General features: G+C 72.6%; 1 protein-coding gene. It reads right to left on the minus strand.

The window, feature by feature from the left end:
• Positions 1-292 precede the first annotated feature (292 nt).
• On the minus strand, positions 293-1,783 hold the full coding sequence (locus tag ACZ67Q_RS39380; RefSeq protein WP_471192454.1) for a diacylglycerol/lipid kinase family protein: 1,491 nt from the start codon (positions 1,781-1,783) through the stop codon (positions 293-295).
• Positions 1,784-1,932 lie beyond the last annotated feature (149 nt).

A 1,932-nucleotide genomic window follows, 5' to 3' on the forward strand; every position in this document is an offset into this window, starting at 1 on the left:
CATGTCCGGGTTCATCATCTGGGCCCTGTGCGTCGCCCGGAAGGAAGACCTCGACACGAGTACGTGATGCGCTCGGGCCGGTCGAGGGCGGAAGCCGCCGGAATCCAGCGGGCCGCTCTCCGACCTCCGACGAAGGCGCGCAGCGTCCCCGGCAGGCCGTCTTCGGTGGTGACGGTGATGTCCTGGACGTCTCAGCGGGAAACACTGCCGCTCGGCCGACGCGCGCGGCTCGCGCGGACCTGCTCGGTCGGGGCTGGTACACCGTCCGGGACCTGTTGCCGCAACGTTCGCGTCAGGTAGGCCGACGCAGGTCACCGTGTCCGTCGTGGGCGTCGAGCGTTCGGTCCCGCGGGGAGACTTCGCCATGGGTCGTGTCGGACGAGACCCCCCGGCCCGGTGCTTCCCTCGGCCTCGTCCCGGATCGAGTGTGCAGTTCGGCGATGCGCAGAACTCGTCGCCAGTCGACGCCGGGCTGGCGACGTGGTGGAGTGCAGCTGCGGGGAACGCGTATGCGCAGGGCCCCGGGGACGATCCGGCAGGTCACGGGGGTGGGCAGGACGACGTGTTCGCCGTCGATGCCGGCGGCGATGGTCGCGGTGTCCGCATCGACGACTATCTCGGTGGCGGTCAGCTTGCTGAACCCTGTGCTGCGCCGGCCGGGGATGGCCCGGGCCGCCTGCACAGCGTTGTCGACGTGCACGTACAGCGCTCCGAGGAGCCCTGCGTCCAGACCGCCTCTGCGGCCTCGCCGCGGGCCGACGGCGTACTCGTACGGGTTGTTGCTGACCAGCACCGCCTGCAGCCCCTCGGTGTGGAAGTTCCCGGCTCGCATCCGCAGGCGGAGGGAAGGGTCGCCCGTGAGCAGTCCGGGCAGGTCGCGCAGCGCGGTGCGCACCTTCGCGTCCCGGTACGCGGAGTCGCCCACCACGGCGGCGTAGGTGCCGAACGACGCGTTGTTGACGAAGACCCGGTCGGCCGCGAACCCGAGGTCGACGCGGCGATCGACGCCGTCGGTCAGTGCCTCCAGCGCGGCGGCCGGGTCGTCGCGGTCGAGACCGAGATCGAGGGCGAAGTGGTTGCGGGTGCCTGCGGGAACGACCACGAAGGGCAGGTCGTGTTCGTAGGCCACTTCGGCCACGAGCGCCTGGGTGCCGTCCCCGCCCGCCACCGCGAGCAGGTCGGCTCCCTCGGCGACGGCGCGCCGGGCCAGCCCGGCCACGTCGTCTCGACCGACATCGAGCAGCGTCACCGAGACGCCCGCTGCGAGGGCCCGATCGACGAGATGGAAGCGTCCGACCTTGCCGCCGCCGGAGCGCGGGTTCATCAGCACCCAGGGACGCTTGGCCGCCTTGGCCGGTGTCGGCGCAGTCACCGCTCGGGTGGCCGAGAATCGCGGGGTCAGGGCGCTGCGTGCGGCAGCGACGGCGAACAGCAGGAGGGCGACGGAGAGAACGGCCGGACCGAGCATGCCGTGGGCGGCGTAAAGGCCCAGGACCGTGAGAGGCGCGGCAACTGTCACTGCCACGCCCAGGCCGCGCACCACTCCGGTGTGGGCCAGGGTCCACCACACGCCGACCGACGCCAGCGCGAGCGCGGCCATGCCGAGCAGGATCCACAGGGCGCTGCGCAGTCCGGCGACGACGAGGGGGACGAGGATCCCGACGAGCAGCGCGAGCAGGGCCGCGCGCGCCATCCAGGCGCTGCCACCGGTGGTGCCGGCGGGCGAGGCCGGACGGCCGGCGGGGCTCGCCGGCCGCTCGCTCCGCCGGTTGGGTCGCTCCATGACGCCTGTCCTCTCCCGCCGCCGTTCCGAGGGCCGGTGCGTGGTGAGGCGGACGCGCTCACCTGTCGCCGCGCGGCATGGTGTCGAAGGAGTCGCCGAAGTCCTCCTTCCGGGCGACGCACAGGGCCCAGATGATGAACCCGGACATA

The organism is Streptomyces sp. NPDC036813, from assembly GCF_055609245.1.

Coding starts and splice junctions, on each gene's coding strand:
- ACZ67Q_RS39380 (WP_471192454.1), bottom strand. CDS start 1,783: ATGGAGCGACCCAACCGGCGGAGCGAGCGGCCGGCGAGCCCCGCCGGC.